Below are 14,150 nucleotides of genomic sequence, written 5' to 3' on the forward strand. Positions count from 1 at the left end.
TGATCGCACAGCCCGCGCCGAGGCGCGAGTACCTCTGTCGCCGGCAATGGACGCGAACTCGGCCCCGGCCGGCCTGTGATCGGACTTGACCGACGCTCGGCAAGGCGGCATCCCAACGCCCATGATCATTTACAAGATTTTACGCGCGGACGAATGGGCCGAACTCGATGCGAAGGGCGAGAGCTTGGGCGCGCCGATCGATGTCGAAGATGGCTACATCCATTTCTCGACTGCCGAGCAAGCGCCCGAGACGGCGGCGAAACACTTCGCGGGCGAAACCGGGCTGAAGCTCCTGGCCTACGACAGCGACATGCTCACGCCGCTCCGTTGGGAGGCCTCACGGGGCGGTCAGCTGTTCCCACATCTTTATGCCCGTCTCCGGCGGGACCAGGCACTCTGGGTCGCGGATCTGCCACTCGGCCCGGACGGGCATATTTTTCCGGACGGAATGGCATGAGAATCGCCGAACGCGCGGGGCTCGCGCTGATGCACCGCGTCGAGCCCGAGCGCGCACATGGTTTGGCCTTGGCCGCATTGAAGGCCGGGATCGCGCCAGCGCCGGGCCTTGTCACCACCGAGCGCCTCGAAACCGAGGTCGCCGGGCTGCGCCTGCCAAACCCGCTGGGCCTCGCCGCAGGCTTTGACAAGAACGCCGAAGCGATGCGGGGTCTCTCCCGCGCGGGGTTCGGCTTCCTCGAAGTCGGAGCCGCGACGCCCCGCCCGCAGCCGGGCAACCCGCGCCCGCGCCTTTTCCGCTTGAGCCAGGACCGCGCCGCGATCAATCGCTTCGGCTTCAACAATGACGGGATGGAGGCGATTGCCGCGCGGCTCGAGACCCGCCTGCGCGATAGCGTGATCGGGCTCAATCTTGGTGCCAACAAGGATAGTGACGACCGCGCGTCCGACTATGTCACGGTGCTGCGCCGAACCGCGCCTCTGATCGACTTCGCGACGGTCAACGTCTCGTCTCCGAATACCGAGAAGCTGCGCGATCTGCAGGGGCGCGCGGCGCTCGAGGCGCTGCTTGGAAACGTGATCGAGACGCGGGACGAGCTGGGCGCGCGGCTGCCTGTTTTCCTGAAAATCGCGCCCGATCTCGACGCGGATGCGCTGCGCGACGTGGCCGAGGTCGCGCGAGCGGTGAAGGTCGACGGGATCATCGCGACCAACACAACGCTCGCCCGCGATGGGCTGACCTCGCCACATGCTGGCGAGGCTGGCGGTCTCTCGGGGCGCCCGCTGTTCGAGCGTTCGACCCGGATCCTGGCGAAGCTCTCCGAGCTGACAGGCAGCGAGATCCCGATCATCGGCGTTGGCGGCGTCGAGAACGCCGAGACCGCTTATCAGAAGATCCGCGCAGGCGCGTCGGCGCTGCAACTCTATACCGCGCTTGTCTATGGCGGGCTCGGTCTCGTGCGCGAAATTCTCGAGGGGCTCGATCGCCGTCTAGCCGCGGACGGCTTCAGCAACGTGGCCGAAGCCGTGGGATCAGGTCGGAAAAGCTGGCTTTAAAGGCGCGGCGCGGCCTCGCCATCCCTCGCGGCCGCGATGAAAGCGCGGATTTTCCCGGCATCCTTGATCCCCGGCGCCTCCTCGACGCCTGAAGAGACATCGAGCTGCTGCGCGCCGGTCATCGCGACCGCGCGGCGCGCATTTTCGGGCGTGAGTCCCCCTGCCAGCATCCAAGGCACTGGCCAGCGGCGACCCTGCACGAGCCGCCAGTCGAAGGCCAGCCCGTTGCCGCCCGGCAGTTCCGCCCCTTCCGGCGCTTTCGCGTCGATGAGGAGCTGGTCCGCGACGCGCCCGTAAGCGGCGACCTTGGCGAGGTCGTCTTCGCTCGAGACACCGAGCGCCTTCATCACGGGCAGCCCCATGCGCGTTCGCACCTCGGCCACACGTTCGGGCGTCTCGCGGCCGTGAAGTTGGATCATGTCGAGAGGCACCGCCGCGTCGATCTCATCGAGAAGCGCGTCGCTCGGATCGACCAGCAACCCGACCTTGGCGATGCCGGGAGGCACCTCTAGAGCAAGTTCCCGCGCGGCCCCGACCGAGACATTCCGCGGCGATTTGGGAAAGAACACGAAGCCGGCATAGGCAGCCCCCGCCTCCGCGGCGGCGCGCACGTCTTCTACGCGGGTCAGGCCGCAAATTTTGACGCGCACGGACTCCATGACACTCTTTGTCCCGGTATTGAAATGCGGAGCGTGGCGTGGCCCGATCAGCCCGCGCGGTCCAGAAGCGCGAGAACCTCGTCCTTGTCCTTGTCCCGCTCGTCGCGGGTGCGGCGCAGCTCGCGCTCGAGCTGTCGTACTTCGCGATCCTTGCGCGCAGCCTCGGCGCGGTGCTTGTGCTCGCGCAGCCATTCCCACACGAAGCCGAGGATCAGACCGACGACGATGCCGCCGAAGATCACGATGAACAGCGGCAGGGAGACGTCTCTCTGAATGCCGAGAAGCTCCGCCATCTCCGTTGGCAAGAGTTGCAACGTCACCATGCCCCGGTTGGCAAGCGCCACCGCGATGAGCACGACGGCCACGGCGGCAAGAAAGAAGTAACGGAGATATCGTGTCACGAAGTCAGGCCTTTCCGTTCAGTCGGTCGCGCAGGAGCTTGCCGGTCTTGAAGAAGGGAACATGCTTTTCCTCGACCTCGACCGCCTCGCCGGTCCGCGGATTACGCCCGGTCCGCGCGTCGCGCTTCTTGACCGAGAACGCTCCGAAGCCGCGAAGCTCCACGCGATCGCCACGCGCCATCGCGTTGGTGATCTCCTCGAAGATCGTGTTCACGATCCTCTCAACGTCGCGTTGGTAGAGATGCGGGTTCTCGTCCGCGATCTTCTGGATCAATTCCGATCGGATCATCTTCACCCCTCCCGGCACGATTTCGCCCGCACCGTTAAACGAGAGTATAGGGCGCAAACGTCTGTGTTGAAACCAATTCTTGCGCTGATCCCTGGCCCGAACATGGCCGAGATGATGATTTTTCGGTCCCCTGCCCGCTTCTGCGCCGGCCTCGACCCGGTCAAATCGCCGAAAGACGCGAAGCCCGATTCGCGCAATGAAAAGGCCCCGGCCATGAAGACCGGGGCCCGTGCCGACGCCCGAAGGCGGCGACAGATTACTCGTCGTTCTTGTTCAGCGCTGCGCCGAGAATGTCGCCAAGCGATGCACCGGAATCGGAGGAGCCATACTGCTCGACCGCTTCCTTCTCTTCGGCGATCTCGCGCGCCTTGATCGACAGACCGAGACGACGGGACTTGCTGTCGACGTTGGTGACACGCACGTCGACCTTGTCGCCGACCGAGAAGCGCTCGGGGCGCTGCTCGGCACGGTCACGCGACAGGTCGGAGCGGCGGATGAAGGATTTCATGCCTTCGTATTCCACCTCGATGCCGCCGTCCTCGATCGCCGTCACTTCGACGGTGATGATCGAGCCGCGCTTCACGCCGCCAACCGCGTCGGCGAACTTGTCACCGCCAAGCGCCTTGATGGAGAGCGAGATGCGCTCCTTCTCGACGTCGGTCTCCTGAACGACCGCCTGGACGACATCGCCCTTGCGGTAGCTCTGGATGGCGTCTTCGCCGCGCTCGTCCCAGCTGAGATCCGACAGGTGGACCATGCCGTCGATGTCGCCGTCGAGGCCGATGAACAGACCGAATTCGGTGATGTTCTTGACTTCGCCTTCGACCTCGGTCCCGGACGGATGCGTCTCTGCGAAGACTTCCCACGGATTGCGCATGGTCTGCTTGAGACCGAGCGACACGCGGCGCTTGGCCGGGTCGATCTCGAGCACCATCACCTCGACCTCCTGAGAGGTGGAGACGATCTTGCCCGGATGCACGTTCTTCTTGGTCCAGGACATCTCGGAGACGTGGACGAGGCCCTCGACACCCGGCTCAAGCTCAACGAACGCACCGTAATCGGTGATGTTCGTCACGCGGCCCGTATGGACCGAGCTCAGCGGGTATTTCGCGCCGACGAGATCCCACGGGTCTTCCTGCAGCTGCTTCATGCCGAGGGAGATGCGGTGCGTCTCGCGGTTGATCTTGATGACCTGCACCTTGACCGTCTCGCCGATGGCGAGGATCTCGGAGGGGTGGTTCACACGGCGCCATGCCATGTCAGTGACGTGCAGCAGGCCGTCGACACCGCCCAGGTCCACGAAGGCCCCGTATTCGGTGATGTTCTTGACCACGCCGTCGACCGCCTGACCTTCTTCGAGGTTGGCGATGACTTCCGCGCGCTGCTCGGCACGGCTCTCCTCGAGGATGGCGCGGCGCGAGACGACGATGTTGCCCCGGCGGCGATCCATCTTGAGGATCTGGAACGGCTGCTTGAGGCCCATGAGCGGGCCCGCGTCGCGCACGGGGCGCACATCGACCTGGGAGCCGGGCAGGAAGGCCACGGCGCCGCCGAGATCGACGGTGAAGCCGCCTTTGACGCGGCCGAAGATCGCGCCTTCGACGCGCGCATCGTCTGCATATGCCTTCTCGAGACGGTCCCACGCCTCTTCGCGGCGCGCCATCTCGCGGGAGATGACAGCCTCGCCGCGCGCGTTCTCGGCCGCGCGGAGATAGACTTCGACCTCATCGCCGACCGAGATGTCGGGCGTCTCGCCCGGATTTGCGAATTCCTTGAGATCGACGCGGCCTTCCATCTTGTAGCCGACATCGATGATGGCCTGGCCCGCCTCGACGGCGATGACCTTGCCCTTGACGACAGTGCCCTCGTCGGGCGTGTCCATTTCGAGGCTTTCATTAAGGAGGGCCTCGAATTCCTCCATGCTTGCGTTCTGAGCCATGTGGCGTCTTTTTCCTTTACTTCACGCTATTCCGGCCGCGCGGTTGTCTCCGCCGGTCTTGAGTTGGTCCTGGGCCCGCAAAACAAAGAGGGCCGGACGGGACCGACCCTGCTCGCCTCTTTGCTTCGCGGCGTTTATCGCCGTTTCGACGGGGCGGGACATACCGCCCCATCGGGCTTTTGGCAAGCCCTGAGCGCTATTGGTCGGTTCCAAGATGCGCCTTCAAGGCGCGCGCGATCCGCGCATTGAGCACCGGATCCTCCTGCGCGTCGCGATTGATCCGCTGGTATTCCGAAAAGCTGAGCCCCGGCGTCGCCACGACATGCGCCGACAGACGCGCATTCGCCTCCGCGATCAGGCTCGCGCGGTCCGCGTCATTGTCGACCTCGTAGTAGCGCATCATGTAATCTTTGCGGATCTTGGAGACCGCGATCGCCGTTTCGGCAAACCGCTCGATCGTGGCATCGCTGATGGCCGGGACATAGCGCACCGTCTCCGGGTGCGGCTCAGGCCCCGCCACGGCAGCCCCGCCGAACACCAATGCAAAAGCCACCGCTGACACGATACGGTGTTTCATATCGTCACCTCTGGTCTTTCCCTGTGCGGGCAAAGGCTTCCAGAGAGATCGATTCGGGTAAAGCGACGCGTCAGGTTTTTGCGGTTAATCGCGCAAAGGCGGCCTCGGCCTCCCGGTCAGGCGCGGTGTTTTCAGGCGTCTTCAAGCGGCCCTTGTTCTTCCAGTTCGTATTTACGCCGCGGCAATGCAGGAACCGGAAGCCTTTCGCGGCAAAGCGATGCAGGAAGGGCAACCGTTCAAGGCCGTGTATGTCCCAGCTGAAGCCGCCCAAGGGCCCCGAAGGATCGAGGCACCATTTCGGAGGCGACGGCCGCGGCGGGTCGAAACGATGGATATGGTCCTCATGGCGAAACGGCGGCTCGGCACCGGGCGGCGGAGACATCCATTCGCCCGCGATCTGCACGAAACCCAGCTTCGATGCGCGCGCTGCGTCGAAGAGGCTTCCCTGCCCGATCGCGATCTCGTCGATATCAAGGTTCAGAATGCCGCCCGCCCGGTCCAGGCCGCGGAGCCGCAACGCGTTGAATAGCGCGGTCTGAAGGTATTTCTCGGTCCGGCGATAAGGCTTCAGGCCGACCGGGCCGTAGCGATATGGCGCATCGAAGACGTAAGGCTCGACGCCAACCGCCCGAAGCGTCTCGGCAATCTCGCCGATGCCGTAGCGCGTCGAGCCGTTGTCGATCACCGCGACCGCGTCGAGCCCGTGTCCGGCCTTCGTCAGCCGCGCGTGTTCGGCGATCCAGTCCAGATCGTTGTCCTTGTTGATGCAGAAATGCACCCTTTTGCCATCGAGACCCGGCAGACCTGACTCGTGCACAAGCGTTTCGCCGGTCCAGCCCGCCAGCGTGACATCGATGCGGTCGGGCGCACGCGGCGCGGCCAGCTCGAGAACCGTATGGCGCTTGTAGCGCCGCTCGCGCGCGATCTGGGCGGGCTCGCCGTCAAGGCGGAACTCGCCCCCCAGCACCAAGGCGCGCAGGTTGTTGAGCGGTGGGCAGACGAGATGCACAACACCCTTCCGCCAGATCGCGTCATACCAGAACGTGTCCGCATCGAAGCCGTCCGCGTAGGTCTCGGGGCGATAGGCCTCGGGCAGTTTCGAGTGGCGGCGAAGATGTTCGGGAAAAGCGAGCCAGTGGAACTGCATTACGCCGTCCGCGTGCCTCCAGCCGCCTCGATGGCGGCGATGGCGGCGGCGACGGCCTCCTCGATGGACAGGTGCGTCGTGTCGATCTCGGTCGCGTCCTCGGCGGGACGCAGCGGCGCATCGGCGCGGCCCATATCGCGGGCGTCGCGCGCGCGCACATCTTCGAGCACGCGGGAATAATCGACATCTTCCCCCGCCGCGACGAATTCCTGGAAGCGGCGGCGTGCGCGGGTCTCCGGCGAGGCGATCACGAACAGCTTGGCCTCGGCCTCCGGGCAGATCACCGTACCGATATCCCGGCCGTCGAGCACCGCGCCCCCGTCGCGCCGCGCGAAGGCGCGCTGGAAATCGACAAGCGCTGCCCGCACTTCGGGGATCGCCGCGACCTTGGACGCCGCCTCGCCGACCGCTCCGGTCCTGAGCCCGTCTTTTTCGAGATCGGCGGGCATCAACGCCCTCGCCGCCTCCAGCGGCTCTTCGCCCTCGAGCATCCGCAGGCCGACAGCGCGATACAGAAGCCCGGTGTCGAGATGCGCGCAGCCGAAGACGCGCGCCACTTCGCGCGAGATCGTGCCCTTGCCCGAGGCTGCGGGTCCGTCGATGGCGATCGTAAAGGCCATGAGATCTTCCTATCCCGGACGCGTTGCCAATGCGAGGGCCGGATCGTCCTGAGCGGACTGTGGCAGACCGTCGGCTATCTCGTAGTACCGCCCCTTGTCGGCACAGAAAATATGGCTGGCGAGCTTCAGATCGTCCGGATGCGTGTCGAGCGTGCCCGCCCAGATCGAGAGATGCCCAGGCCGCCGCCAGAACAGGTTCGACCCGCAGGTCGGGCAGAACCCACGCTCGGCGCTGTCCGAAGAGCGGTACCATCGGGGTTCACCCTCGATCGTGACGCAGTCTGCCGGGGCCGAGGTCGCGGCGACGTGATGGCCGGTCGTCTTTCGGCATTGGCTGCAATGGCAGGCGACAACCGGACGGAGCGGGCCGTCCACCCGGTAGCGGATCGCGCCGCAAAGGCAGGATCCCGTCGCGGTGCTCATGTCTCGTCCCGTGCGATGGCAGCGCCGAGCCCCTGCATCAGCGGCTCGAAGATCGGGAAGGAGGTCGCGATCGGGCTGCCGTCATCGACGCGCACGCCGTCCCGCGCGGCAAGGCCAAATACAAGGAACGACATGGCGATGCGGTGGTCGAGCCGGCTTTCCACCGTCCCGCCCCCGGTGACATTGCCGAAGCCGCGCCCCTGCACGCGCCACCAATCCTCGCCCTCCTCGACCTCGATGCCGTTCGCGCGCAGCCCCTGCGCCATCGCATCGATCCGGTCGCTTTCCTTGACCCGCAACTCCTTGACGCCGGGCATGTAGGTCGGCCCCTCCGCAAAGGCCGCGACCGCCGCGAGGACGGGATATTCGTCGATCATCGAGGCCGCGCGCTCGGGCGGCACCTCGATGCCCTTCAGGTCGGGCGAGAAGCGCGCGCGCAGGTCGGCAACCGGCTCGCCCCCCTCTTCGCGCTCGTTCTCGTAGGTCAGATCCGCGCCCATATCGCGCAGGGTCGTGAAAAGGCCCGCCCGCGTCGGGTTCAGCCCGATATTCGGCACCAGCACGTCCGAGCCTTCGGTGATGAGCGCCGCGCAAACGGGGAAGGCCGCCGACGACGGGTCGCGCGGCACGGCGATGGTCTGGGGCCTGAGCTCGGGCTGGCCCTTCAACGTGATGATGCGGCCCTCGGGGCTGTCCTCGACCAAGACATCCGCACCGAAGCCAGTCAGCATCCGCTCGGAATGATCGCGTGTCGCCTCCCGCTCTATCACCACGGTCTCGCCGGGCGCGTTGAGACCCGCGAGAAGCACCGCCGATTTGACCTGCGCCGATGGTACGGGCGTGGCATAGCGCACGGGCACAGGCATCTGAGCACCGACAATGGTCATGGGCAGACGGCCACCCGCGCGACCGTATGCGCGCGCGCCGAACAGCGCGAGCGGATCGGTCACGCGCGCCATTGGCCGGCCGTTGAGGCTCGCATCGCCGGTGAAGGTCGCGGTGATCGGCGAGGTTGCCATCACCCCCATGATGAGCCGCACGCCGGTGCCCGAATTCCCGCAATCGATGACCTGCTCGGGCTCGGCAAGCCCGCCGACGCCGAAGCCGTGCACGACCCACGCATCGCCGTCCTTCCAGACCTCGGCTCCGAAGGCGCGCATGGCCGCTCCGGTGTCGAGCACATCCTGCCCTTCCAGCAGCCCCGTCACACGAGTTTCCCCAACCGACAGCGCGCCGAGAATGAGCGCGCGGTGAGAGATCGACTTGTCGCCGGGCACATGCGCCTCTCCCGACAGCGGGCCCGAGGGCTTGGAGATCATGGGAATCGCGCGGCCATGGGCTGACATGTGACATCCTTCACGTGGTATCTGCGGCGCTTTAGCAATCCCGCTCGTCGGGGTCTATCCGGCGCGTGAGAAAACCCCGCATCCTGCACTTCAAAACGACAAACGCGGGCCCGAAGGCCCGCGTCGTCGTGTCGTGTCACTTGGTCTTGGCCGTATCGGTTTATTGCACCAGCGTCGCGGCAGCGGCGGCGGCGGCCGCTTCGATCCCGAAGAGGTTCACGACACCCGCGACCATCGCGAAAGCCGACAGAGCGAGGAAGCCCCACAGCACCGGTGAGACACCCCGATCGAGTGTGTCGTCCCGCTCTTCGCCGAAATACATGAAGTACACGATCCGAAGGTAATAGAAGGCGCCGATCACGCTCGCGATCACACCGGCGATCGCAAGCCAGACAAGCCCGCCATCATAGGCCGCGCGCAGCACGTAGAGCTTGCCGAAGAAGCCGACCAGTGGCGGCACGCCCGCGAGGCTGAAGAGCAGGATCAGCATCGCGAAGGCCCGGCCCGGCTCGACCCGGCTGAACATGTTGAGCGATGCGATATCGGTGACAGGCTGGCCGTCCCTCTCCATCGACAGGATGAAGGCGAAGGTGCCGACGTTCATTGTGACGTAAATCGCCATGTAGATCAGCATCGCCTGCACGCCGAACTGGGTGCCCGCTGCGAGCCCCATGAGCGCATAGCCCATATGCGCGATCGAGGAATAGGCCATCAGGCGCTTGATATTGGTCTGACCGATCGCCGCGATACCGCCGAGGAACATCGACAGGACCGACAGGAAGGCGAGGATCTGCTGCCAGTCGCCCGTGACGCCGCCGAAGGCCTCGAACAGAAGACGCGCGAAAAGGCCCATCGCCGCGACCTTCGGGGCTGTCGCGAAAAAGGCGGTGACCGGCGTCGGAGAACCTTCATAGACGTCCGGCGTCCACATGTGGAACGGAACGGCCGAGACCTTGAAGGCAAGCCCGGCCGACAGGAAGACGAGGCCGAAGAGGAGTCCGAGCGAGGTTTGCCCCTCGCCCGCTGCCTCGATGATGCCAGAGAACAGAGTGGTGCCCGCAAAGCCGTAGGTCAGCGAGGCACCATAGAGCAGCAGACCCGAGGAGAGGGCGCCGAGGACGAAATACTTGAGGCCCGCCTCGGTCGAGACCGCGCTGTCGCGGCGCAGCGACGCCACGACATAGAGCGCCAGCGATTGCAGCTCGAGCCCCATGTAGAGCGCCATCAGGTCGCCCGCGGAGACCATCACCATCATGCCGACCGCGGCAAGCGCGATCAGGATCGGGTATTCGAACTTCAGGATGCCCCGGCGCTGCATGTAATCCTGGCTCATCACCAGAACCGCCGCGGCCGAGACCAGGAGCATCACCTTCGCAAACCGCGCAAAGCCGTCGTCGATGAACATGCCGCCAAAGGCCGTCGCAGTGCCGCCGCCGCTCGTGGCGATCCAGATCGCAACGAGCGCGAAGAGGCCCGCGGTCAGCCAGACGAGCGAGGGGGCAAGCGCGTCCTTGCCCGTATAAACGCAGCCGACGAGGGCGAGCATCGCGTAGATCGCGATGACGATCTCGGGCAGGATGATGGCGAGGTCAGAGGAAATCATGTCTCGGTCCTCAATTGCTGTGGCTCGCGACCTGCGTCGCGTGCGGCATGTTGGCGATTTCGGTCTCGTAATCCGAAACCAGTGCCTCCACCGAGGGCCCGATCCGGTCGAGGATCGGCGCGGGATAGACCCCGAGCCAGATCGTCATGAAGACGAGCGGGGCGAAGATGGCCTTCTCTCGGCGAGTCATGTCCGTGATTGTCTTGAGGCTTTCCTTGATCAGGTCGCCCATGACCACCCGGCGATAAAGCCAGAGCGCGTAGGCCGCCGACAGGATCACCCCCGTCGTGGCGAACATCGCGACCCAGGTGTTGACCTGGAAGACACCCATCAGCGTCAGGAATTCGCCGATGAAGCCCGACGTTCCGGGCAGGCCGACATTGGCCATCGTGAAGAGCATGAAGATCAGCGCATAGGCCGGCATCCGGTTCACGAGCCCGCCATAGGCATCGATCTCGCGGGTATGCATCCGGTCGTAGATCACGCCCACGCACAGGAAGAGCGCGCCGGAGATGAAGCCGTGGCCCAGCATCTGGAAGATCGCGCCGTCGATGCCTTGCTGGTTCGCCGCGAAGATCCCCATCGTCACGTAGCCCATATGCGCGACCGACGAATAGGCGATCAGCTTCTTCATGTCCTCCTGCACGAGCGCGACAAGGCTCGTATAGACGATCGCGATGACCGAGAGCCAGAGAACGAAGGGCCCGATCACCTCGGAGCCGACGGGGAACATCGGCAGGTTGAAGCGCAGGAAGCCGTAGCCGCCGAGTTTCAGAAGGATCGAGGCCAGCACCACAGAGCCCGCCGTCGGCGCCTGAACGTGCGCGTCTGGCAGCCAGGTATGGACGGGCCACATCGGCATCTTCACCGCGAACGAGGCGAAGAACGCCAGGAACAGGAGCGTCTGCATCCCTCCCAGAACCTGGATGCCGAGCACGTTCATGCCGGCGGCGGAGAATTGGTGGTTCAGAAGCGTCGGAATGTCCGTCGTGCCCGCATCGGCATACATCGCCACCATCGCGACCAGCATCAGCACCGAGCCGAGGAAGGTGTAGAGGAAGAACTTGAACGCCGCGTAGATCCGGTTCTTGCCGCCCCAGATCCCGATGATGAGGAACATCGGGATTAGGCCCCCCTCGAAGAAGAGGTAGAAGAGAACGAGGTCGAGCGCCATGAACACGCCGAGCATCAGCGTCTCGAGGACGAGGAAGGCGATCATGTATTCCTTGACCCGCGTCTTCACGTCCCAGGAAGCGGCGATCACGAGCGGCATGATGAACGTCGTCAGCATTACGAACAGGACCGAAATCCCGTCGACGCCCATCTTGTAGCTGAGCCCGAGAAGCCACTGCCCCTCTTCCACCATCTGGAAGCCCGTATCCTCCGGGTCGAACTGCGCCAAGATGAAGAGCGAGATCAGGAAGGTCGCCGAGGTGGCGATCAGGGCGAGCCACTTGGCATTTCGGTCTGCCGCCGCGCTGTCGCCGCGCAGGAACACACCGAGGATCAGAGCGGCAAGCGCCGGCAGGAAAGTGACGATGGAAAGCAGGTTGTCCATGTTACTGCGCTCCTCCGGAGAGCGACATCCAGGTGATCAGCGCGGCAATGCCGATCACCATCCAGAAGGCATAGGTGAAGATGTAGCCGGACTGAGCGCGGCCCGCGAGGCGCGTGAAATACGGGATCACGCCCATTGAGAGTCCGTTGATCGCCCCGTCGATCGTGCCGCCATCCCCGCGCTTCCACAGGAATCGGCCAAGCGACTTGGCGGGACGGACGAAGAGGAAGTCGTAGATCTCGTCGAAATACCACTTGTTGAGGAGGAACAGGTAGAGGGGCCGCTGGTTCTCCGCGAGACGCTTCGGCAGCGCCGGGTTCACGATGTAGAACAGGTAGGCCGTGCCAAGCCCGATGAGCATAGCGACGAAGGGCGATAGCTTGACCCAGGTCGGCACGTAATGCGCCTCGTGCAGGATCGTGTTCTCGGGCGCGATATAGATCGCCGCCTCGCCCGGCGCGCTTTCCATCACGTAGTGCAATTCGGACGCTTTCGGGCTGCGCTCGGCCACCTGCTCGACGAGTTCCTCGGACGGTTCGGTATATTCGCCACCGAAGAAGCGGACGACCTCGTTCGTATGGCCGAAGAAGCTCGAATACCAGATCGCGCCCGCGAACACCGCGCCGAGCGCCAGAACGCCGAGCGGGATCAGCATGACCTTCGGGCTCTCATGAGCGTGCTCGTGGGTGTGCTTGTCGCCCCGCGCCTCGCCGAAGAAGGTCAGGAAGATGAGACGCCAGGAATAGAAGCTCGTGAAGAGCGCCGCGATCACCAGCATCCAGAAGGCATAGCCCATCGGCCCGGCCGCATAGGCACTCTCGATCACGGCATCCTTCGATGCGAAGCCTGCGAAACCGATCCAGCCCGTCAGCGGAATGCCGACGCCGGTGATCGCGAGCGTGCCGATCATCATCGCCCAGAACGTGTAGGGCAGCTTGTGGCGGAGACCGCCGTAATTCCGCATGTCCTGCTCGTGGTGCATTCCGTGGATGACCGAGCCCGCGCCGAGGAACAGCATCGCCTTGAAGAAGGCGTGCGTGAAGAGGTGGAACATCGCCACCGAATAGACGCCGACGCCCGCGGCCACGAACATGTAACCGAGCTGCGAACAGGTCGAATAGGCAATGACGCGCTTGATGTCGTTCTGAACGAGACCCACCGTCGCCGCGAAAAAGGCGGTAGTCGCGCCGAGGAAGGTCACGAAGGCCATCGCTTCGGGCGCGAATTCCATCAGCGGCGACATCCGGCAAACGAGGAAGACACCTGCCGTCACCATCGTTGCGGCGTGGATCAGCGCCGACACCGGGGTCGGGCCTTCCATCGCGTCGGGCAGCCAGGTGTGCAGGATGAGCTGCGCCGACTTGCCCATCGCGCCAACGAAGAGGAGGAAGGCAATGAGGTTCGCCGCGTTCCACTCCGTCCAAAGGAAGGTGAGCTGGGTCTCCGCGATCTCGGGCGCGGCGGCGAAAATGTCGTCGAACCGCACGCTGTCCACAAGGAAGAAGAGCGCGAAGATACCGAGCGCGAAGCCGAAATCGCCGACGCGGTTCACGATGAAGGCTTTCATCGCCGCAGCGTTGGCCGACGGTTTCTTGTAGTAGAAGCCGATCAGAAGATAGGACGCGACCCCAACGCCCTCCCAACCGAAGAACATCTGTACGAGGTTGTCCGACGTCACCAGCATCAGCATCGCGAAGGTGAAGAAGGACAGGTAGGCGAAGAAGCGGGGCTTGTAGACCTCGCCTTCCTTGAAGTTCTCGTCATGGGCCATGTAGCCCATCGAATAGAGGTGCACGAGAGCGGAGACGGTCGTGACGACGATCAGCATGATCGCCGTCAGCCGGTCGAGCCGGATCGACCAATCGGTCGAGAGCGTGCCGCTCTCGATCCATCGCAGGATCTGGACCTTCTCGGTCACGCCGTCATGGGCAAGGAATACGATCCAGGACAGAAGGCAGGCAAGGAACAGAAGGCCCGTGGTGAGCCACATCGCGCCCTTTTCGCCGATGATGCGCCAGCCGAACCCTGCGAGAATCGCGCCCACGAGCGGGGCGAAGAGGATGATCGTTTCCATCG

Annotated in this window: 14 protein-coding genes; 2 read left to right on the forward strand and 12 right to left on the reverse strand. The window is 64.6% G+C overall.

Annotated features, from left to right (window positions below):
• Positions 1 to 121: 121 nt before the first annotated feature.
• Complete coding sequence (locus FIU91_RS13980) at positions 122 to 457, forward strand: DUF952 domain-containing protein (RefSeq protein WP_152462938.1); 336 nt, start codon at positions 122 to 124, stop codon at positions 455 to 457.
• Positions 454 to 1,512 (forward strand): quinone-dependent dihydroorotate dehydrogenase, encoded by a 1,059-nt coding sequence (locus FIU91_RS13985; protein WP_152462939.1) that lies wholly within the window; start codon positions 454 to 456, stop codon positions 1,510 to 1,512. Before FIU91_RS13980 ends, FIU91_RS13985 begins: the two co-directional genes overlap by 4 nt.
• Here the strand turns inward: FIU91_RS13985 and FIU91_RS13990 are convergent.
• The 12 genes from FIU91_RS13990 to nuoL form a co-directional block, all read right to left on the reverse strand.
• Complete coding sequence (locus FIU91_RS13990; RefSeq protein ID WP_152462940.1) at positions 1,509 to 2,171, reverse strand: phosphoribosylanthranilate isomerase; 663 nt, start codon at positions 2,169 to 2,171, stop codon at positions 1,509 to 1,511. The genes FIU91_RS13985 and FIU91_RS13990 overlap by 4 nt on opposite strands.
• Before the next feature lie 47 nt (positions 2,172 to 2,218).
• A complete protein-coding gene (locus FIU91_RS13995) occupies positions 2,219 to 2,572 on the reverse strand; it encodes a LapA family protein (protein ID WP_245760176.1) in 354 nt (117 codons plus the stop codon).
• Positions 2,573 to 2,576: 4 nt separating this feature from the next.
• Entirely contained in the window at positions 2,577 to 2,861 is a 285-nt protein-coding gene (ihfB, locus tag FIU91_RS14000) for an integration host factor subunit beta (protein WP_093009462.1), read from the reverse strand.
• A gap of 256 nt (positions 2,862 to 3,117) precedes the next feature.
• Positions 3,118 to 4,800 (reverse strand): 30S ribosomal protein S1, encoded by a 1,683-nt coding sequence (gene rpsA / locus FIU91_RS14005; RefSeq protein WP_093009463.1) that lies wholly within the window; start codon positions 4,798 to 4,800, stop codon positions 3,118 to 3,120.
• Positions 4,801 to 4,996: 196 nt separating this feature from the next.
• Positions 4,997 to 5,377, reverse strand: a complete 381-nt coding sequence (locus FIU91_RS14010) for a DUF4168 domain-containing protein (RefSeq protein ID WP_152462941.1) — start codon at positions 5,375 to 5,377, stop codon at positions 4,997 to 4,999.
• A 70-nt stretch (positions 5,378 to 5,447) separates the two neighbouring features.
• Complete coding sequence (locus tag FIU91_RS14015; RefSeq protein ID WP_152462942.1) at positions 5,448 to 6,524, reverse strand: hypothetical protein; 1,077 nt, start codon at positions 6,522 to 6,524, stop codon at positions 5,448 to 5,450.
• Positions 6,524 to 7,144, reverse strand: coding sequence for a d(CMP) kinase (locus FIU91_RS14020; protein ID WP_152462943.1), 621 nt, complete (start codon positions 7,142 to 7,144; stop codon positions 6,524 to 6,526). Before FIU91_RS14020 ends, FIU91_RS14015 begins: the two co-directional genes overlap by 1 nt.
• A gap of 9 nt (positions 7,145 to 7,153) precedes the next feature.
• Positions 7,154 to 7,567, reverse strand: coding sequence for a GFA family protein (locus FIU91_RS14025; protein ID WP_152462944.1), 414 nt, complete (start codon positions 7,565 to 7,567; stop codon positions 7,154 to 7,156).
• Entirely contained in the window at positions 7,564 to 8,913 is a 1,350-nt protein-coding gene (gene aroA, locus FIU91_RS14030) for a 3-phosphoshikimate 1-carboxyvinyltransferase (RefSeq protein WP_152462945.1), read from the reverse strand. Before aroA ends, FIU91_RS14025 begins: the two co-directional genes overlap by 4 nt.
• A gap of 160 nt (positions 8,914 to 9,073) precedes the next feature.
• The gene (gene nuoN, locus FIU91_RS14035; RefSeq protein WP_152462946.1) at positions 9,074 to 10,516 is read right to left on the reverse strand and encodes an NADH-quinone oxidoreductase subunit NuoN; all 1,443 of its coding nucleotides are present in this window, start codon (positions 10,514 to 10,516) and stop codon (positions 9,074 to 9,076) included.
• 10 nt (positions 10,517 to 10,526) lie between these two features.
• Positions 10,527 to 12,074: an NADH-quinone oxidoreductase subunit M gene (locus FIU91_RS14040; RefSeq protein ID WP_152462947.1), complete on the reverse strand. Its 1,548-nt coding sequence runs from the start codon at positions 12,072 to 12,074 to the stop codon at positions 10,527 to 10,529.
• A gap of 1 nt (position 12,075) precedes the next feature.
• The gene (gene nuoL, locus FIU91_RS14045) at positions 12,076 to 14,148 is read right to left on the reverse strand and encodes an NADH-quinone oxidoreductase subunit L (RefSeq protein WP_152462948.1); all 2,073 of its coding nucleotides are present in this window, start codon (positions 14,146 to 14,148) and stop codon (positions 12,076 to 12,078) included.
• Positions 14,149 to 14,150 lie beyond the last annotated feature (2 nt).

The organism is Roseivivax sp. THAF30 (assembly GCF_009363575.1).
Taxonomy (GTDB): domain Bacteria; phylum Pseudomonadota; class Alphaproteobacteria; order Rhodobacterales; family Rhodobacteraceae; genus Roseivivax; species Roseivivax halotolerans.

Excerpts from the sequence above, each read along its gene's own strand:
- FIU91_RS13980 (WP_152462938.1), top strand. The coding sequence starts at position 122 with ATGATCATTTACAAGATTTTACGCGCGGACGAATGGGCCGAACTCGAT.
- FIU91_RS13985 (WP_152462939.1), top strand. The coding sequence starts at position 454 with ATGAGAATCGCCGAACGCGCGGGGCTCGCGCTGATGCACCGCGTCGAG.
- FIU91_RS13990 (WP_152462940.1), bottom strand. The coding sequence starts at position 2,171 with ATGGAGTCCGTGCGCGTCAAAATTTGCGGCCTGACCCGCGTAGAAGAC.
- ihfB (WP_093009462.1), bottom strand. The coding sequence starts at position 2,861 with ATGATCCGATCGGAATTGATCCAGAAGATCGCGGACGAGAACCCGCAT.
- rpsA (WP_093009463.1), bottom strand. The coding sequence starts at position 4,800 with ATGGCTCAGAACGCAAGCATGGAGGAATTCGAGGCCCTCCTTAATGAA.
- FIU91_RS14010 (WP_152462941.1), bottom strand. The coding sequence starts at position 5,377 with ATGAAACACCGTATCGTGTCAGCGGTGGCTTTTGCATTGGTGTTCGGC.
- FIU91_RS14015 (WP_152462942.1), bottom strand. The coding sequence starts at position 6,524 with ATGCAGTTCCACTGGCTCGCTTTTCCCGAACATCTTCGCCGCCACTCG.
- FIU91_RS14020 (WP_152462943.1), bottom strand. The coding sequence starts at position 7,144 with ATGGCCTTTACGATCGCCATCGACGGACCCGCAGCCTCGGGCAAGGGC.
- FIU91_RS14025 (WP_152462944.1), bottom strand. The coding sequence starts at position 7,567 with ATGAGCACCGCGACGGGATCCTGCCTTTGCGGCGCGATCCGCTACCGG.
- aroA (WP_152462945.1), bottom strand. The coding sequence starts at position 8,913 with ATGTCAGCCCATGGCCGCGCGATTCCCATGATCTCCAAGCCCTCGGGC.
- nuoN (WP_152462946.1), bottom strand. The coding sequence starts at position 10,516 with ATGATTTCCTCTGACCTCGCCATCATCCTGCCCGAGATCGTCATCGCG.
- FIU91_RS14040 (WP_152462947.1), bottom strand. The coding sequence starts at position 12,074 with ATGGACAACCTGCTTTCCATCGTCACTTTCCTGCCGGCGCTTGCCGCT.
- nuoL (WP_152462948.1), bottom strand. The coding sequence starts at position 14,148 with ATGGAAACGATCATCCTCTTCGCCCCGCTCGTGGGCGCGATTCTCGCA.